17 protein-coding genes are annotated in these 17,623 nt (G+C 57.2%); 12 read left to right on the plus strand and 5 right to left on the minus strand.

Annotated elements, in window-relative coordinates; genetic code table 11:
- Positions 1-85: 85 nt before the first annotated feature.
- The gene (gene mrcA, locus M2422_RS16190; RefSeq protein ID WP_064673703.1) at positions 86-2,638 is read right to left on the minus strand and encodes a peptidoglycan glycosyltransferase/peptidoglycan DD-transpeptidase MrcA; all 2,553 of its coding nucleotides are present in this window, start codon (positions 2,636-2,638) and stop codon (positions 86-88) included.
- A gap of 120 nt (positions 2,639-2,758) precedes the next feature.
- On the opposite strand from mrcA, the gene pilM reads away from it, so the two are divergent.
- The 12 genes from pilM (at position 2,759) to trpS (ending at position 12,724) form a co-directional block, all read left to right on the plus strand.
- Positions 2,759-3,535 carry a pilus assembly protein PilM gene (gene pilM, locus M2422_RS16195; RefSeq protein ID WP_064673704.1) on the plus strand — a complete coding sequence of 259 codons (777 nt, stop codon included), beginning with the start codon at positions 2,759-2,761 and terminating at the stop codon, positions 3,533-3,535.
- A complete protein-coding gene (locus tag M2422_RS16200) occupies positions 3,532-4,026 on the plus strand; it encodes a PilN domain-containing protein (RefSeq protein ID WP_033146814.1) in 495 nt (164 codons plus the stop codon). The genes pilM and M2422_RS16200 overlap by 4 nt, the downstream gene beginning before the upstream one ends.
- A gap of 3 nt (positions 4,027-4,029) precedes the next feature.
- Positions 4,030-4,485: a hypothetical protein gene (locus M2422_RS16205; RefSeq protein ID WP_064673705.1), complete on the plus strand. Its 456-nt coding sequence runs from the start codon at positions 4,030-4,032 to the stop codon at positions 4,483-4,485.
- Positions 4,475-4,879 carry a HofP DNA utilization family protein gene (locus M2422_RS16210; RefSeq protein ID WP_064673706.1) on the plus strand — a complete coding sequence of 135 codons (405 nt, stop codon included), beginning with the start codon at positions 4,475-4,477 and terminating at the stop codon, positions 4,877-4,879. Before M2422_RS16205 ends, M2422_RS16210 begins: the two co-directional genes overlap by 11 nt.
- Positions 4,806-6,029, plus strand: coding sequence for a DNA uptake porin HofQ (gene hofQ, locus M2422_RS16215; RefSeq protein WP_231113511.1), 1,224 nt, complete (start codon positions 4,806-4,808; stop codon positions 6,027-6,029). The genes M2422_RS16210 and hofQ overlap by 74 nt, the downstream gene beginning before the upstream one ends.
- 286 nt (positions 6,030-6,315) lie before the next feature.
- Positions 6,316-6,837 carry a shikimate kinase AroK gene (gene aroK, locus M2422_RS16220; RefSeq protein WP_003861630.1) on the plus strand — a complete coding sequence of 174 codons (522 nt, stop codon included), beginning with the start codon at positions 6,316-6,318 and terminating at the stop codon, positions 6,835-6,837.
- Between the two features lie 57 nt (positions 6,838-6,894).
- Positions 6,895-7,983, plus strand: a complete 1,089-nt coding sequence (gene aroB / locus M2422_RS16225) for a 3-dehydroquinate synthase (RefSeq protein ID WP_064673708.1) — start codon at positions 6,895-6,897, stop codon at positions 7,981-7,983.
- Between the two features lie 92 nt (positions 7,984-8,075).
- Complete coding sequence (damX, locus tag M2422_RS16230; RefSeq protein WP_259141516.1) at positions 8,076-9,374, plus strand: cell division protein DamX; 1,299 nt, start codon at positions 8,076-8,078, stop codon at positions 9,372-9,374.
- Positions 9,375-9,441: 67 nt separating this feature from the next.
- The gene (dam, locus tag M2422_RS16235) at positions 9,442-10,254 is read left to right on the plus strand and encodes an adenine-specific DNA-methyltransferase (protein WP_033146808.1); all 813 of its coding nucleotides are present in this window, start codon (positions 9,442-9,444) and stop codon (positions 10,252-10,254) included.
- A gap of 41 nt (positions 10,255-10,295) precedes the next feature.
- On the plus strand, positions 10,296-10,973 hold the full coding sequence (gene rpe / locus M2422_RS16240) for a ribulose-phosphate 3-epimerase (protein WP_024907923.1): 678 nt from the start codon (positions 10,296-10,298) through the stop codon (positions 10,971-10,973).
- Positions 10,966-11,727, plus strand: a complete 762-nt coding sequence (gene gph, locus M2422_RS16245; protein WP_033146807.1) for a phosphoglycolate phosphatase — start codon at positions 10,966-10,968, stop codon at positions 11,725-11,727. The genes rpe and gph overlap by 8 nt, the downstream gene beginning before the upstream one ends.
- The gene (gene trpS / locus M2422_RS16250; RefSeq protein WP_023309477.1) at positions 11,720-12,724 is read left to right on the plus strand and encodes a tryptophan--tRNA ligase; all 1,005 of its coding nucleotides are present in this window, start codon (positions 11,720-11,722) and stop codon (positions 12,722-12,724) included. The genes gph and trpS overlap by 8 nt, the downstream gene beginning before the upstream one ends.
- A 144-nt stretch (positions 12,725-12,868) precedes the next feature.
- On the opposite strand, the gene M2422_RS16255 is transcribed toward trpS, so the two are convergent.
- From M2422_RS16255 to nirB, 4 genes are all read right to left on the minus strand, one after another.
- On the minus strand, positions 12,869-13,039 hold the full coding sequence (locus M2422_RS16255) for a YhfL family protein (protein ID WP_058841980.1): 171 nt from the start codon (positions 13,037-13,039) through the stop codon (positions 12,869-12,871).
- A 143-nt stretch (positions 13,040-13,182) separates the two neighbouring features.
- Entirely contained in the window at positions 13,183-14,556 is a 1,374-nt protein-coding gene (cysG, locus tag M2422_RS16260) for a siroheme synthase CysG (RefSeq protein WP_064673709.1), read from the minus strand.
- A 135-nt stretch (positions 14,557-14,691) separates the two neighbouring features.
- The gene (gene nirD / locus M2422_RS16265; RefSeq protein ID WP_023309475.1) at positions 14,692-15,018 is read right to left on the minus strand and encodes a nitrite reductase small subunit NirD; all 327 of its coding nucleotides are present in this window, start codon (positions 15,016-15,018) and stop codon (positions 14,692-14,694) included.
- Complete coding sequence (gene nirB, locus M2422_RS16270; RefSeq protein ID WP_064673710.1) at positions 15,015-17,558, minus strand: nitrite reductase large subunit NirB; 2,544 nt, start codon at positions 17,556-17,558, stop codon at positions 15,015-15,017. Before nirB ends, nirD begins: the two co-directional genes overlap by 4 nt.
- Between the last annotated feature and the right edge of the window lie 65 nt (positions 17,559-17,623).

Genomic DNA, 17,623 nt, shown 5'->3' on the forward strand with positions numbered 1-17,623 from the left:
CCTGATGCCCTCACCCCAACCCTCTCCCACGGGAGAGAGAGCAAACACAAAAACGGCAACCAGAGGTTGCCGTTTTGCTTTGTTGTCAGAACAGCTCGTGCGTCTCGCCGTTATCAATAATCTCTGTCCCCACCTCGTGCACCGCCTGCGTGGTTGGCTGCGTGCCCTCGATGAAATACTCTTCGCGACTATTACCGCCGTTGGCGAGCTGACCCGTGCTGCGGTCGATATTAACCGTCACCACGCCTGGCGGTGGCGTTAACGGCTGCTCCGGCACGCCTTCAAGAACGGACTTCATGTAGGCGTCCCAGGCCGGCTGCGCGCTCTTCGCACCGCCTTCGTAGCCGGAAATTTGATCCTTAATCGCGCCGGAGGCCGTTGTACGACCTAAGTCACGGCGGTGATCGTCGAAACCGATCCAGACCGACGTCACCACGCCCGGACCGTAGCCGGAGAACCACGCGTCTTTCGAGCTGTTGGTTGTCCCCGTTTTACCGCCGATGTCATGACGCTGCAAATCGCGCCCTGCGCGCCAGCCTGTGCCCTGCCAGCCCGGTTCACCGAAGATGTTGGTGTTCAGCGCGCTTTTGATCAGGAACGACAGCGGCGTGTTGATCACGTGCGGGGCATACTCCGGCGCGCCGGTCTGTGCCACCAGCGACTGGTTAGCCTGCTCAAGCTGCGGCTGCGGCACGACGCCGCTCTGCTGCTCCTGAGACACGGCAGGGTCTTCCATGTCCTTGTTTTCAAGCACCTCGGATTTCGGCGTATTGCCATAAATCACCGGAATATCGCAGTCAGGGCAGGCAATTTTCGGCTTCGCTTCGAACAGCACGCCGCCCTGATCGTTCTCGATCTTGCTGATGAAGTACGGGTCAATCAGGAAGCCGCCGTTAGCCATCACCGAGTACCCGCGTGCGACCTGAAGCGGCGTAAACGAGGCGGAGCCTAACGCCAGCGACTCGGTGCGAACGATGTTCTGCGCCGGGAAACCGAAGCGCTGCAGATACTCTGCGGCATAGTCGACGCCCATCGCGCGCATGGCGCGCACCATCACCACGTTTTTCGACTGTCCCAGGCCCTGACGGAGACGAATTGGGCCGGCATACTCCGCAGGGGAGTTCTTCGGCTGCCAGTCGGAACCGGCACCGGCATCCCAGCGGGAGATTGGCACGTCGTTAAGGATGCTGGCGAGGGTCAAGCCTTTATCCATCGCTGCCGTGTAGAGGAACGGTTTGATATTGGAACCGACCTGACGCAGCGCCTGGGTAGCGCGGTTAAATTTGCTCTGGTTGAAATCAAACCCGCCGACCAGGGCCAGGATGGCACCGTTCTGTGGATTGATAGAGACCAGGGCTGAGTTGACGTCCGGCACCTGTGCCAGCCACCAGGATTCGCCTACCTTGCGCACCCAGATTTGCTGCCCGGTCTGGACGGCATCGGTCACTTTACGCGGCGTTGCGCCCTGCAGCGTATCCGAGCGGTAAGGACGCGCCCAGCGGATACCGTCCATACGCAGCGAGACGGAAGTACCGTCCGCGAGCGTCGCAACGGCTTCCTGAGGATCGGCCTGCGTCACCACGGCAGGAAGGAGCGGACCATAGGTTGGCAGCGCCTTCAGCGTACTGGTGATTTTTTTGCTGTCCCACGCGCTTTCGCCCACTTTCCAGAGCACGTTTGACGGGCCGCGATAGCCGTGACGCATATCGTAGTCCATCACGTTGTTCCGCACCGCTTCCTGAGCCGCCTGCTGGACCTTACGGGTGACGGTGGTGTACACGCGATAGCCATCTTCGTAGGCCTTGTCACCATAGCGATTCACCATCTCCTGGCGAACCATTTCGGTCAGGTAAGGGGACGCGAAGGCGATCTCAGGGGCGTGGTAGTTAGCGTCAATGACATCGTTACGCGCCTGGTCGTACTCACTCTGGCTGATGTAGCCTTCGCTCAGCATACGTGACAAAACGACGTTACGGCGCGCGGTGGCGCGATCGAGCGAGTAGAGCGGGTTAAAGGTGGACGGCGCTTTCGGCAGACCGGCGATGGTTGCCATTTCGCTTAAGGTGAGCTGCTCAACGGGCTTACCGAAGTACACCTGTGCGGCAGCCCCCACGCCATAGGCGCGGTAACCCAGGTAGATTTTGTTGAGGTACAGCTCAAGGATTTCGTCTTTGCTCAGCAGCTGCTCAATACGGATCGCGAGGAATACCTCTTTGATCTTACGTATCAGCGTCTTTTCAGGGCTGAGGAAGAAGTTACGCGCCAGCTGCTGCGTGATGGTACTTGCCCCCTGAGAGGCGTGACCAGAGAACAACGCAATGCTCGCGGCACGGAAAATCCCCACCGGATCGACACCGTGGTGCTCGTAAAAACGGCTGTCCTCCGTGGCGATAAAGGCTTTCACCATCACGGGGGGGATTTGGTTTAAGGTCAGCGGAATACGACGCTTCTCGCCATACTGCGCCATCAGCTCGCCATCGGCGCTATAGACTTGCATCGGGATCTGGAGGCGCACATCGCGAAGCGTGGCGACATCAGGTAGCTGTGGCTCAATATATTTGTATAAACCGTAAACCGAGCCTGCTCCCAGCAGAATGCAACAGACTGCAAGGATGAATAAATACTTTACGAACTTCACCGGAGATTTCCCATTTGGTTTCACTTGGGCAGTTTCTAAACAATCGCGCGGTAGTATAAAGGCAAGCCTGATTCATTGATATAGCCGTCAAGACGACGGGCGATAAGGAGATCGTGAAGCATGGCTTTCAAAACATGGCAAACGGGCGTTCATATTCAACAGGATAGGGTGCAGATCGTCGCCCTGGCCCGGGAGAAGTCGGGCTGGTGCTTGCGCCGCTGGTGGGCGATTCCTCTGGCCGAAGGCATCATTCGTGACGGCAAAATTTGTCAGCCAGAACAGCTGGTTGATGCGTTACGCGACTGGCGGAAAACGCTGCCGCACTACCACCGGGTGTTCCTCTCTTTCCCGGCAGCACGCACCCTGCAACGGTCGCTCCCCCGTCCGACCGTTGCGCTGCGCGACAGCGAGCAGCTCTCATGGCTTGGCGCGGCGCTCGCGCGCGAACTGGAGATGTCTGCCGATACGCTCTGTTTCGATTACGCGCAGGATACCTTCAGCAATACCTTTCACGTGACCGCCGCGCAAAACAACGAGGTTGATACCCTACTGGCGCTGGCGAAAACGCTGCGTTTGCGGCTGGTGGCCATTACGCCGGATGCCAGCGCGCTGGCAAATCTTCTTCCTGCGGTGGCGCCAGCGACGTGCGTCGCCTGGCGCGACGATCGGCAGTGGCTGTGGGCGATGCGCCACCAGTGGGGACGCCGCTTTACCACAGAAGCCGAAAGCGTGGCCGAGCTGGCGGCTCTGCTGGCGCTTGGTCCGGATGACATCGCGCTGTTTGATAACCGACGTGATCCGTGGGAAATCCTGGAGCGCTGCCAGGCCCCGCTACCGGACTGCGGCGCTGATTATACCGTTGCGCTGGCGCTGGCCATGAGCGAGGTGCCCGGATGAGCCTCATGAACTTTCTGCCCTGGCGACAGCAGCGGCGCGCACGATGCCTGCGTTTCTGGGGGGCAATGTGTGTCGGCACCGTGCTGTTGATGTTCGCGGTCATTTTCTGCCTGCGGATAAACCCTGTTATGAGGCTGCACGCGCTGCAAACGGAGCTGACGGGAATGCAGACCGTGCAGCACGCGCTTGCTTCCCGGCAGAAACTCGCCTCACAGGCGCAGAAGCCAGCACAGACACGTCAACAACGCGCATGGCAACCGGTGCTGGAATCCCTTTCCCGCGCCACTCCTTCACAGGTCTGGCTGACAGAGCTTCGCTATCAGCCTCCTGCTCTGATGTTGACCGGGTATGCCATAACCCTGCCAGCCCTGTCTGCTCTGCGCGATGCGCTGGGCCAAATAGCGGGTTTTACGCCCGGAACGGCGGGTGAGCTTCGGCAGGACAGCCAGGGGCGCTGGATGTTCACCCTCCATCTTAAAAGCGAGGGGTAACGCATGGATACCTTGTTAGAACGCTGGTGCGAAAGCCGTCCCTGGTATCGGGTGCTTTTGTGGTGTCTGGGGAGCCTCCTGGCAGGACTGGCCGCGTGGGGCACCTTGCTCAGACCGCTGGACAGGCAGTGTGCTGAACGACAGCGACAGCTGATTCAGGACGCGAGGACGAACGCGGCGTTATGGCCTGCCGTCAGAAAGTTGCCGTTTCGTACGGAAACAACGGAAGTACGCGAGCTGACGCCGTTTTCCCCGCTCGATTTTCAGGGTGATAACGCAACGCTGGTTCACTGGAAGCCGCTGCAGAACGGAGGGGAACTGATGCTGGAGGTGGAGTGGCAGGCTCTCCCGGCGCTTTTTTCCCGGCTGGCGCAGCGGGATGTGCAGATCGCCGCTTTCGCGATTGCCCCACAAGGTACAGCGTTGCGCCTGCGGCTGGAGCTGGAACATGCGAAATAGCGCGCGATATTTGCTGGTTTGCTCAGCGCTGCTATTGACCGGCATGCGCGATCCGTTTCGCCCGCCGGACGATCCCTGTGCCATTGGCGAGCTGGCGCAGTGGCGCTATCGCGGCATGGTGGTAGGACAGCAGGCTATCGGCATTTTACAGGATGGGCAAAAGCACTGGTACCGGCTGAAAACGCATGAACGCTTCCCGGCGGGCTGGACGATAACAGCCATCAATGAAACGGAACTGGTTGTTGATGTGGGTGACACATGTGAACCAGGAACATGGACGTGGCAACGAGAAGGAACGGATAAGAATGAATTTACGGATAATGCTGTGGCTGATGGCGTTCAGCCATCCGCTGTGGGCCGCCGCGCCAAAACCGGTCACGCTGGTGGTGGATGACGTGCCTGTAGTCCAGGTGCTGCAGAGCCTGGTCGCACAGGAGAACCGAAATCTGGTGATATCGCCTGACGTCGGCGGCTCGCTTTCGCTCAACCTGACGCGCGTCCCCTGGCGGCAAGCGTTACAGACGGTTGTCACCAGCGCTGGCCTTGTTTTGCGAGAGGAGGGCGGTATTTTTTATGTGCATACCGCGGCCTGGCAGCGTGAACAGCAGGAGCGTTCAGAACAGGAGCGAACGCGTCGACAGCTTGAGGCACCGCTGGTTTCTCACAGCCTCGCTTTCTCCTATGCCGATGCCGGAGAGCTGCAAAAAGACGCGGAAAAACTCCTGAGCCCAAAGGGAAGTTTGTCTCTCGACAAACGCACCAACCGGCTACTGATTCGCGATAACCAGACGGTGGTGGAGACGCTGCAGCGCTGGGCCGCTCAGATGGATATTCCCGTCGAACAGGTCGAGCTGGCGGCGCATATTGTGACCATTAATGAAAAAAGCCTGCGTGAGCTGGGAGTGAAATGGAATCTCGCCGACGCCGCCGACGCGGGAAAGGTTGGCCAGCTCACCACGCTTGGCAGCGATCTTTCCGTCGCCAGCGCCACCAGCCACGTGGGTTTTAACATCGGACGGATCAATGGTCGGCTGCTGGATCTGGAGCTTTCTGCGCTGGAGCAAAAACAGCAGGTCGATATCATCGCCAGCCCGCGGCTGCTGGCCTCGCATATGCAACCGGCCAGCATCAAGCAGGGGAGTGAAATTCCGTATCAGGTCTCAAGCGGTGAAAGCGGGGCAACCTCCGTTGAGTTTAAAGAGGCGGTATTAGGGATGGAGGTCACGCCGGTGGTCTTACCGGGAGGGCGCGTGCGCCTGAAATTGCACATCAGTGAAAATATGCCGGGACAGGTTCTGCAGCAGGCGGACGGCGAAACGCTGGCGATCGACAAACAGGAGATAGAAACCCAGGTGGAGGTAAAAAGTGGAGAAACGCTGGCGTTGGGCGGAATTTTTTCGCAGAAGAACAAAACCGGCAGCGACAGCGTGCCGGGGCTGGGGAAAATCCCCTGGCTTGGGCAGCTTTTTCGCCACGATGGGAAGGATAATGAACGGCGCGAGCTAGTGGTGTTTATTACACCACGTCTGGTCGGTATTCGCTGACGGGTAACGATCCCCGCAATGATTTTGCATTCAGTTTGTTGCAGATGTTTGACGTGGGGCATGAATTAGCATACAAGGAGTACCGATTTGAGTTGGACTTACGTCTTATTACCTTATGCGCCCGGCGCGGTGATTTAATCAGTTGCCAAACAAGCCGGAGTATTGAGATAATTTTTAGTCTGACTCTCGCTCTATTGCATATGAGGTTTCAGTTCATGTCCTGCTACGCTGGGTGTCTGCGAAGCGGGAATTACCATTAACGAATAGTCTTAGTAGTACCGATAAAATGGCAGAGAAACGCAATATCTTTCTGGTTGGGCCTATGGGTGCCGGCAAAAGCACTATTGGGCGTCAGTTAGCTCAACAACTCAATATGGAATTTTACGATTCTGATCAAGAGATTGAGAAACGAACCGGAGCTGATGTGGGCTGGGTTTTCGATGTAGAAGGCGAAGAAGGTTTCCGTGACCGAGAAGAAAAAGTGATCAACGAACTCACGGAAAAACAGGGCATCGTTCTGGCAACAGGCGGCGGTTCTGTGAAATCTCGCGAAACCCGTAACCGTCTCTCCGCCCGTGGCGTAGTGGTCTATCTTGAGACGACCATCGAGAAACAGCTGGCACGTACGCAGCGCGATAAAAAGCGCCCGCTGCTGCAGGTTGAAACGCCACCACGCGAAGTTCTGGAAGCGTTGGCCGATGAACGCAATCCGCTGTATGAAGAGATTGCCGACGTGACCATTCGTACTGACGACCAGAGCGCTAAAGTGGTTGCAAACCAGATTATTCATATGCTGGAAAGCAACTGATTCTGGCTTTATATACACTCGCCTGCGGGTAAAAGCATTAAAGGTGGATGTCGCGTCATGGAGAGGATTACAGTTACTCTCGGGGAACGTAGTTACCCTATCACCATCGCGGCTGGTTTGTTTAACGACCCAGCTTCCTTTTTACCACTGAAAGCGGGTGATCAGGCGATGCTGGTCACCAATGAGACGCTGGCTCCGCTTTATCTCGACCGCGTACGCCACCTGCTTGAGCAGGCGGGCGTAAAAGTCGACAGTGTGATTCTCCCCGATGGCGAGCAGTATAAAAACCTGACGGTACTGGATACCGTCTTTACCGCATTGCTGCAAAAACCGCACGGTCGCGATACAACACTGCTTGCCCTGGGCGGCGGTGTTGTGGGCGATCTGACCGGCTTTGCGGCCGCAAGCTATCAACGTGGCGTCCGTTTTATTCAAATCCCGACCACGTTGCTGTCCCAGGTCGACTCCTCTGTGGGTGGCAAAACGGCAGTCAACCATCCGCTCGGCAAAAACATGATTGGCGCGTTCTACCAGCCCGCATCGGTGGTGGTGGATCTCGACTGTCTGAAAACCCTGCCGAAGCGCGAACTGGCTTCGGGTCTGGCGGAAGTGATCAAATACGGCATTATTCTGGATGGCGAGTTCTTTAGCTGGCTTGAAGAGAATATGGATGCGCTGCTGTGCCTGGATGAGGCTACACTGGCATACTGCATTCGTCGTTGTTGTGAACTGAAAGCAGAAGTTGTCGCTGCAGACGAGCGTGAAACGGGCTTACGTGCTTTACTGAATCTTGGGCATACGTTTGGCCACGCCATTGAAGCCGAGATGGGTTACGGCAACTGGCTGCACGGTGAAGCCGTCGCGGCCGGTATGGTCATGGCAGCGCGCACCTCTGAACGTCTGGGGCAGTTTAAACCTGAAGAGACGGCACGCATCATTGCGCTGCTGGAGCGTGCAGGTTTGCCGGTAACCGGGCCGCAGGAGATGTCGGCGCAAGCGTATTTACCCCACATGATGCGCGATAAAAAAGTATTGGCAGGTGAGATGCGTCTTGTACTCCCGCTTGCAATAGGGAAGAGTGAAGTGCGCGGCGGAGTGCCGCACGATGTCGTTCTTGGCGCTATCGCTGATTGTCAGCAGGCGTAACAACTAGAAAGGTCAGGCCACTGTCGCAGGTGGTCGTTTAGCTTCAGGTGAAATGCAAAGTCGTTAGCATAAGCCTTTGAGTGGGGTGTTAAATGGATGAATTCAAACCAGAAGACGAGCTGAAACCCGATCCCAGCGATCGTCGTACTGGTCGTTCTCGTCAATCTTCAGAACGTGATAACGAGCCGCAGATCAACTTTGACGATGTTGATCTGGATGCAGACGATCGTCGCCCTTCGCGCAGCCGCAACGCGCACGAAGAGCGAGCAGAAGAGGATTATGAGTCCGAAGAAGATTCAATGGACGAACAGCCTGTAGAGCGTCGCCCACGTAAACGTAAAAAAGCCGCTGTGCCGAAACCGGCTTCCCGCCAGTACATCATGATGGGCCTGGGCGTTCTGGTGCTTGTGCTGCTGATTGTCGGCATTGGCTCCGCGCTTAAAGCACCGTCAACGAACTCAACCGAGCAAACTGCTTCCGCTGAGAAGAGCATCAACCTGTCCGGTAACGATGCGACCAATCAGGCGAATGGCGCACAGCCTGCACCGGGTGCGACTTCCGCAGAGCAGACCGCAGGTAACACCACAGCGCCGCAGGATGTTTCTCTGCCGCCCGTTTCTTCAACCCCTGCTCAGGGTCAGGCACCTGCTACGCCTGAAGGCCAGCAGCGCGTAGAAGTTCAGGGTGATCTGAACAATGCGCTGACGCAGCCGCAGAACCAGCAGCAGGTTGATAACGTCGTGGTTAACTCTACGCTGCCAACTGAGCCGGCAACCGTTGCCCCGATTCGCGGTGGTAACGCTCAGCCACAAACGGCTGCGACGGAAACCAAACCGCGCCAGACGCAAACTGCGACGCGTCCTGAACGTAAGCAGGCGGTGATTGAGCCTAAGCGTGAAACCAAACCTCAGGCAGTCGTAAAAGCGCCTGAAGTGAAAGCCGTACCGGCACAGCCGAAACGCACCGAAACGGCTGCGGTGAGCGAGCCTGCTAAAGCGCCAGTCACGCAGACTGCGCCGAAAGCAACGGCAACCACAGCGGCACCTGCAGCAACGGCTCCAGCAGCCACGGCAACAGCCTCCAGCAGCGCCGCAGGCAAAACTGCAGGTAACGTTGGCTCGATGAAGTCTGCGCCATCCAGCAACTACACGCTGCAGCTGAGCAGTTCGTCTAACTATGACAACCTCAACAGCTGGGCGAAGAAATCAAATCTGAAAGACTATGTTGTTTATCAGACGACCCGTAACGGTCAACCGTGGTATGTGCTGGTCAGCGGCGTTTATTCGTCCAAAGATGAAGCGAAACGTGCCGTAGCGGCACTGCCAGCGGATGTTCAGGCAAAAAATCCCTGGGCGAAGCCGATTCATCAGGTTCAGGCCGATCTGAAGTAATGTTTAAAGCGCAGGATGCTGTCGGAGCTTTCTCCACAGCCGGAGAAGGTGTAATCAGTTAGTCAGCATGAAAAAAAATCGCGCTTTTCTGAAATGGGCAGGGGGGAAATACCCCCTGCTCGATGATATTAAAAAGCACCTGCCAAAAGGCGAGTGTCTAATCGAGCCTTTCGTGGGTGCGGGATCGGTGTTCCTCAACACCGATTTTTCTCGTTATATCCTGGCGGATATCAACAACGACCTTATCAGCCTCTATAACATTGTTAAGCTGCGTACCGAAGAGTATGTCGCAGAGGCGCGCAAACTGTTTACGCCGGAGAATAATCAGCCGGACGTTTACTACCAGTTCCGCACTGAGTTTAATCAGAGTCAGGATCCGTTCCGTCGGGCGCTGCTGTTCCTCTATCTCAACCGTCATGGTTACAACGGCCTGTGCCGCTATAACCTGCGCGGAGAGTTTAACGTGCCGTTTGGTCGCTATAAGCGCCCGTATTTCCCGCAGGACGAGCTGTACCACTTTGCCGAAAAAGCGCAGAACGCAGAGTTTCATTGCCTCTCCTATGAAGAGTGTATGGAGCTGGCAGGCGTAAACTCGGTGGTTTACTGTGACCCGCCTTACGCACCACTGTCTGCAACGGCGAATTTCACCGCTTATCACACCAACAGCTTCAGCCCGGCCGAACAGGCCCGTCTGGCGGAGATGGCAGAAAAGCTGGTCAGCAAAAGAATTCCGGTGTTAATTTCGAATCACGACACGCCTGATACGCGCGAATGGTATAAAGCCGCGAAGCATTTTCAGGTCAAAGTGCGGCGTAGCATTAGCAGCAACGGCGGCACACGTAAAAAGGTGGACGAACTTCTGGCTCTTTATCGCCCCTGAGCCGTTTTGCCCGCCGGTAAACACATTTCAAGGAGAAGCGGATGAAACAGTTTTTGATTGCTCCCTCAATTCTGTCGGCCGATTTTGCCCGCCTGGGTGAAGACACCGCCAAAGCTCTCGCGGCTGGCGCAGATGTCGTCCATTTCGACGTTATGGACAACCACTACGTCCCTAACCTGACCATTGGCCCAATGGTGCTCAAGGCATTACGTAACTATGGCATTACCGCGCCGATCGACGTTCACCTGATGGTTAAGCCTGTTGATCGCATCGTGCCTGACTTCGCCGCAGCGGGTGCCAGTATCATCACTTTCCATCCTGAAGCCTCTGAACACGTGGACCGCACGCTGCAGCTGATCAAAGAGAACGGCTGTAAGGCGGGCCTGGTGTTTAACCCGGCCACGCCGCTGAGCTATCTCGACTATGTCATGGACAAGCTGGACGTGATTCTGCTGATGTCCGTTAACCCGGGCTTTGGCGGTCAGTCGTTCATTCCCCACACGCTGGATAAGCTGCGTGAAGTGCGCCGTCGTATTGATGAGTCAGGTTACGATATTCGCCTGGAAGTGGACGGCGGTGTGAAAGTGAATAACATTGGTGAAATTGCGGCAGCCGGCGCGGATATGTTCGTTGCAGGTTCGGCAATTTTCGACCAACCGGATTACAAAAAAGTCATTGATGAAATGCGCCGTGAGCTGGCGAAGGTAAGTCATGGATAAATTGCAGGCAATTCGGGGTATCGCATTTGACCTCGACGGCACGCTGGTCGACAGCGCGCCGGGCTTAACGAGCGCCGTAGACCAGGCGCTGTACGCCCTTGAACTCCCCGTTGCGGGGGAAGAGCGCGTGGTAACGTGGATTGGCAACGGCGCCGATGTCCTGATGGAGCGCGCGTTGACGTGGGCGCGTCAGGAGCGCGCGTCGCAGCGTTCCGCGCAGGGTAAACCGAGCGTTGACCACGCTGACATCCCTAAGGATGAACAGCTGCGGATTCTGCGCAAACTGTTCGATCGTTTCTATGAAGAGACCGTCGAGGAGGGCAGTTTCCTGTTCCCGGACGTTCAGGAAACGCTGAGCGCGCTGCACGCGAAGGGCATTCCGCTGGGGCTGGTGACCAACAAACCGACGCCGTTTGTTGCACCGCTGCTGGAAGCGCTCGATATCGCGAAGTATTTCTCCGTGATTGTGGGCGGCGATGACGTGCAGAACAAAAAGCCGCATCCGGAACCGCTGTTGCTGGTGGCAGGAAAATTATCCTTAACGCCTGCGGAGCTGCTCTTTGTCGGGGATTCGCGCAATGATATTCTGGCTGCCCGAGCGGCTGGGTGTCCTTCCGTCGGATTAACCTATGGCTACAACTACGGTGAAGCCATCACATTAAGTGAGCCGGATGTGGTCTTCGACCACTTCAAAGATTTGTTGCCCGCACTCGGGCTTTCGCACAGTGAACATCAGGAATTGAATAATGACTAAGCCCATCGTTTTTAGTGGCGCACAGCCTTCAGGTGAATTGACCATTGGTAACTACATGGGTGCGTTACGTCAGTGGGTCAGCATGCAGGATGAGTACCATTGCATTTACTGCATCGTCGATCTCCATGCGATTACCGCGCGTCAGGATCCTGAGAAGCTGCGTAAAGCCACCCTGGACACCCTGGCGCTGTACCTGGCCTGCGGCATCGATCCTGAGAAGAGCACCATTTTCGTTCAGTCTCACGTGCCGGAGCACGCGCAGCTGGGCTGGGCGCTGAACTGCTACACCTATTTCGGCGAGCTGAGCCGCATGACCCAGTTTAAGGATAAATCCGCGCGCTACTCTGAAAACATCAACGCCGGTCTGTTCGACTATCCGGTGCTGATGGCGGCGGACATCCTGCTGTATCAAACCAACCAGGTACCGGTAGGTGAAGACCAGAAGCAGCACCTGGAGCTGAGCCGCGATATCGCCCAGCGCTTTAACGCGATTTACGGCGATGTGTTCAAAGTGCCAGAGCCGTTTATTCCGAAGTCCGGCGCGCGCGTGATGTCGCTGCTGGAGCCGACCAAGAAGATGTCCAAGTCTGACGATAACCGCAACAACGTTATCGGCCTGCTGGAAGATCCGAAATCCGTCGTCAAAAAGCTCAAGCGCGCAGTCACCGACTCCGACGAGCCGCCTGTAGTGCGCTACGACGTGCAGAACAAAGCGGGCGTCTCCAACCTGCTGGATATCCTCTCCGGCGTGACCGGCCAGAGCATTCCTGAACTGGAAAAACACTTCGAAGGCAAGATGTACGGCCACCTGAAAGGTGAAGTGGCAGACGCCGTTTCCGGCATGCTGACCGAGCTGCAGGAGCGTTATCACCGCTACCGTAACGACGAAGCTTTCCTGCAGAAGGTGATGAAAGACGGCGCGGAAAAAGCCAGCGCGCGCGCGTCCGAAACCCTGAAAGCGGTGTACGAAGCGATTGGGTTTGTGGGTAAACCGTAGGTAAAAGCAAAACGGTAACAGCGTTACCGTTTTTAGGGTTTGTTCCCTCTCCCTGTGGGAGAGGGTCAGGGTGAGGGCATCAGGCCGCACGTCCCTAAACTAAAAAACCGGGAAATTCCCGGTTTTTTTACGCCTGAAAAACGCTTACTGATCCGCCGCCGGGCCGCAACCGCCGATGATCTTCGAAATGGAGACCGCCGGGTGCAGCAGGTAATCGTAGCTGCAGTTATTTTTGGTGTTCTGTACATGACCGGTACAGGCAGTCAGAGTCGATAACAGGCCAACCAGAACGGCGGCTTTTGCCAGTTTGAACATACGCATTCCTTGTCTTAAAAACGAAAGTTGGATGTAACTCAAGGGAATAAAGGGAGAAATTCCACTTCGGGGCGGTATGTTATCGACAGCGGTAAGAGGGGAGTAGTCCGCATAAGGACTACTCCGCAAAGGAAGAATATGCGTTAGTGATTCGAGAACCAGTTCAGCTTATCGCGCAGCTCAACCACGCGACCCACCACAATCAGCGCCGGGCTTTCGACCTGCTGCGCCAGTTCACCGAGCTGCGTCAGCACGCCATTCACCACGCGTTGCTTGATGGACGTACCGTTTTCCACCAGCGCAACCGGCATATCAGCCTCCATGCCGTGCTCCAGCAGCTTCGCCTGAATCGTCGCGGCCTGGTTCAGCCCCATGTAGAAGACCAGCGTTTGCTTTTCCGCGGCCAGGTTATGCCAGTCCAGCTCGCAGCCGGTTTTCAGATGGCCCGTCACCAGACGCACGCTCTGGGCATAGTCGCGGTGGGTCAGCGGAATGCCAGAGTAAGCTGAGCAGCCGGATGCCGCCGTAATGCCCGGCACCACGGAGAACGGAATACCCGCGTCACACAGGGTTTCCAGCTCCTCGCCGCCGCGACCAAAGATAAACGGATCGCCACCCTTAAGGCGCACCACGCGCTTACCTTTCTGCGCCTCGCGCAGGAGGATCTGGTTAATCTCCTCCTGCGGCACGCAGTGATAGCCCGCCCGTTTACCAACGAATACGCGGTCGGCATCGCGGCGTACCAGGTTCATGATGTCATCAGAGACCAGGCGATCGTAAACTACGGTATCGGCCTGCTGGATCTGCTGTAGCCCTTTCAGCGTCAGCAAGCCCGCATCGCCGGGGCCTGCGCCCACCAGCACCACTTCGCCGCGATGGTCCAGCGGCTCGCTGAGCAGCTGTTCGGTCGTCTCTTCTACGGCTTTGGTGTCCTGATTCGCCAGCGACTGCGCCAGCCTGTCGTTCACAAAGAATTTTTCCCAGAAGCGACGACGCTCGCCAACGGTCGAGAAGGTTTTCTTCACGCGGGAGCGGAGCTGCCCGGCGTAATGCGCTATCTGACCAAGGTGCTGCGGCAGCACGGCCTCCAGCTTTTCCCGCAGCAGGCGGGCGAGAACCGGCGAGCGTCCGCCGGACGACACCGCAATCATCAGCGGCGAGCGGTCGATAATCGAGGGCATGATAAAGCTGGCCTCTTTCGGCGCATCCACCACGTTGCAGAAGATTCGGCGCGCTTCGCAGGCGTCGCTGACGCGCTGGTTCACTTCATCGTCGTCCGTTGCGGCAATCGTCAGCCAGCAGGTATCGAGCAGGGATTCATCAAACTCACCCTGTTCCAGCGTGAGCATCCCTTCCTGAGCCCAGACCTCAAACTGTGGGGCGAAGGTGAGGGCATTGACGGTGAGCCGGGCGCCAGCCTCTAGCAGCAGGCGCGCTTTGCGTTCAGCCACGTCGCCGCCGCCCACGAGCAGGCAGTCGCGGTTGCGTAATTGACAGAAAATCGGCAGGTGATCCACGACGTTACCTCGCAGCTTTCATGGAGGGGGTAAGAATTGACGTCAGGATAACAGCAGGAATCGTACAAAACATACGGTTTTTCCTGCCGTTACCCATAAGGGGTCATAAGCTTTTCGTATTGAAAAGGCGGGGGATCAGCCTTTCAGCTGCACCTTGCCGTCCTTCACGCGAACGTCATAGTGCTTCACTGAATGACTCTCATCTTCCATGCAGTAACCGTCGCTTAAGCGGAAACGCTGCTTTTTCAGCGGGCTGGCGACCCACAGTTCGCCCTGATGCTCGGCAATCAGTCCGCGGGAAAGCACGCTGGCCTCGAAGAACGGGTCGATATTGCTGATGGCAAAAACCTGTTCATCGTGGCGAGGGCGGAAAATCGCAACCTGCTCGCTGCCCAGCAGCGCGCATACGCCGGTGGCCGGGATGATGTCGTTAATATCGCAAATGTTTATCCACTGGCTCATGCGTTTTCCTCCACCAGCGTGACCGGAATACGTTCATACGGTGTCGCCGGACGATGCTGTTCACGCTCCGGCACTACCTGTACGTTCGGGTCGCGCTGGGAGCTGTTGATGAAGTGTTTGAAGCGCGTCTGCGCCGCCGGGGTGTTGACGGTTTCAGTCCATTCGCAGATCACCGCCTCGCGCAGGCGCGCCATCTCGGCTTCCAGATGTTCGTTCAGGCCCAGCTTGTCGTCGATGATCACCGCTTTCAGGTAGTCGATGCCGCCTTCCAGGTTATCGAGCCAGGAGGCGGTACGGGTCAGCTTATCGGCGGTGCGGATATAGAACATCATGAAGCGGTCGAGATACTGAATCAGCGTGTCGCGATCGAGATCCGCCGCCAGCAGGTCCGCGTGGCGTGGCTTCATCCCGCCGTTGCCGCAGACGTACAGGTTCCAGCCCTTCTCGGTGGCGATGATCCCCACGTCTTTACCCTGCGCTTCCGCACATTCGCGGGTACAGCCGGAGACGCCAAACTTCATTTTGTGCGGGGTGCGGATGCCTTTGTAGCGGTTTTCCAGCTCCACGCCGAAGCCCACGCTGTCGCCGACGCCGTAGCGGCACCAGGTGCTCCCCACGCAGGTTTTCGCCATGCGCAGCGCTTTGGCATACGCGTGACCGGTTTCGAAGCCGGCTTCAATGAGCTGACGCCAGATTTCCGGCAGATCGTCTTTCTGCGCGCCAAACAGGCCGATACGCTGGGAGCCGGTAATTTTGGTGTAGAGGTTAAATTCACGCGCAATACGGCCCACGGCGACCAGCCCTTCCGGCGTGATTTCGCCACCGGCTGAGCGTGGAATAACGGAGTAGGTGCCATCTTTCTGGATGTTCGCCAGGAAGTTGTCGTTGGTGTCCTGCAGCGGCGTGTGTTCCGGCTTGAGTACGTACTCGTTCCAGCAGGAGGCCAGCAGGGAGCCGACGGTCGGTTTACACACTTCGCAGCCGTAGCCCTGACCGTGTTTCGCCAGCAGTTCGTCGAAGGACTTGATGCCTTCCACGCGGATCAGGTGATACAGCTCCTGGCGAGAATACGCGAAGTGCTCGCACAGGTTGTTGTTCACTTCGATGCCCTGTTTCGCCAGTTCGGCGTTCAGCACCTGAGTGACCAGCGGAATACAGCCGCCGCAGCCGGTACCGGCTTTGGTTTCCGCTTTCAGCGCCGCCACGGTGTGGCAGCCTTTGTTGATGGCGGAGATCAGCATGCCTTTGGTGACGTCGAAGCATGAGCAAATTTGCGCGCTGTCCGGCAGTTTATCCACGCCGATAGACGGCTTGCCGCTGGACGCGTGCGCCGGGAGGATCAGCGCGTCCGGGTTTTCCGGCAGTTCGATGGCGTTCAGCACCAGCTGGAGCAGGTTGCCGAAGTCGCTGGTGTCGCCCACCAGCACCGCGCCGAGCAGAGTTTTGTTGTCCTGGCTGACGATAAGACGTTTATAGACTTCTTTGCTTTCGTCGAGATAGACATAGCTGCGGGAATTCGGGGTACGACCGTGCGCATCGCCAATACCGCCCACGTCCACGCCCAGCAGCTTCAGCTTGGCGCTCATGTCTGCACCGGTAAACGCGTTTTCGCTGCCGAGGATATGGTCCACGGCGACCTGCGCCATTTTGTAGCCCGGTGCCACCAGACCGTATACGCGGTTGTTCCAGCTGGCGCATTCGCCAATCGCGTAGATATCCGGATCGGAGGTCTGGCAGGTGTCGTTGATCATGATCCCGCCGCGCTGCGCCACGGCCAGACCGCACTGGGTCGCCAGCTTGTCGCGCGGACGAATACCGGTGGAGAAGACGATGAAGTCCACTTCCAGCTCGCTGCCATCGGCAAAGCGCATGGTTTTGCGCGCTTCAGTCCCTTCCTGAACGATCTCTTTGGTGTTTTTGCTGGTGTGAACCTTCACGCCCATGCTTTCGATTTTACGACGCAGCTGGTCACCGCCCATGTGGTCGAGCTGTTCGGCCATCAGCATCGGGGCAAATTCGATGACGTGGGTTTCAACGCCGAGGTTTTTCAGCGCGCCTGCCGCTTCCAGACCCAGCAGGCCGCCGCCGACGACCGCGCCGCGACGGCTGCGACGGGCGCAGGATTCGATGGCGTTGAGGTCTTCAATGGTACGGTAGACGAAGCAATCCTGAGTTTCCGAGCCTTTGATCGGCGGGATCCACGGATAGGAGCCCGTCGCCATGATCAGCTTGTCGTAAAAAACCGTACGCCCGGCGCTGGAGTGGATCACTTTTTCCTGACGATTGATGGTGATAGCGCGTTCGCCCACCAGCACTTTTACGCCATGCTTCTCGTAGAAACCTTCGCGCACCAGAGAGAGCTCTTCGGCGGTATGATGGGAGAAGTAGGAAGACAGGTGCACACGGTCGTACGCCTTGCGGGGTTCTTCACAGAACACGGTAATATCGAACTGCTCAGCATCGGCCTTATCGAGAAGATCCTCAATAAAGCGGTGGCCGACCATGCCGTTACCGATGATAGCGAGTCTGACTTTGCTCATTATTGCCTCGATTTCTTTTCTATTATTGCCTACCTTAACGATTCAGCAGGGGCGCTTATTGATGC

It is taken from the genome of Enterobacter sp. SLBN-59, from assembly GCF_024807915.1.
Taxonomy (GTDB): domain Bacteria; phylum Pseudomonadota; class Gammaproteobacteria; order Enterobacterales; family Enterobacteriaceae; genus Enterobacter; species Enterobacter asburiae_B.